Below are 301 nucleotides of genomic sequence, written 5' to 3'. Positions count from 1 at the left end.
CAACTTTGCCCGTCGTAGATGAAATCTCCGCCCGTGTAATAGCCTGTCGCATCGTCACCGTGGAAGTTGGCCGCGTTTAGTGCATCGTTGCCCCACTCATATTCACTAACCAGAAATGCTTCAAATTTTTCTCTGCTAGTCATAATCCTACCCTCATAAAAAAAGGCCCGCTAAGCAGGCCTGTTAATCGATGTTTTTGCGTATCGCATAAAAAAGGCCGACTATCACGGCCACGCTTGCAGATAGCTCTGCTATGTAAGGTTCAGTCATGCTCGCTTCACTCCGAATGTCTTAACCAGTG

The organism is Citrobacter sp. wls613 (assembly GCF_005281195.1).
In the GTDB taxonomy this organism is placed as follows: domain Bacteria; phylum Pseudomonadota; class Gammaproteobacteria; order Enterobacterales; family Enterobacteriaceae; genus Citrobacter; species Citrobacter gillenii.
This window is presented reverse-complemented; position numbering follows the sequence as displayed.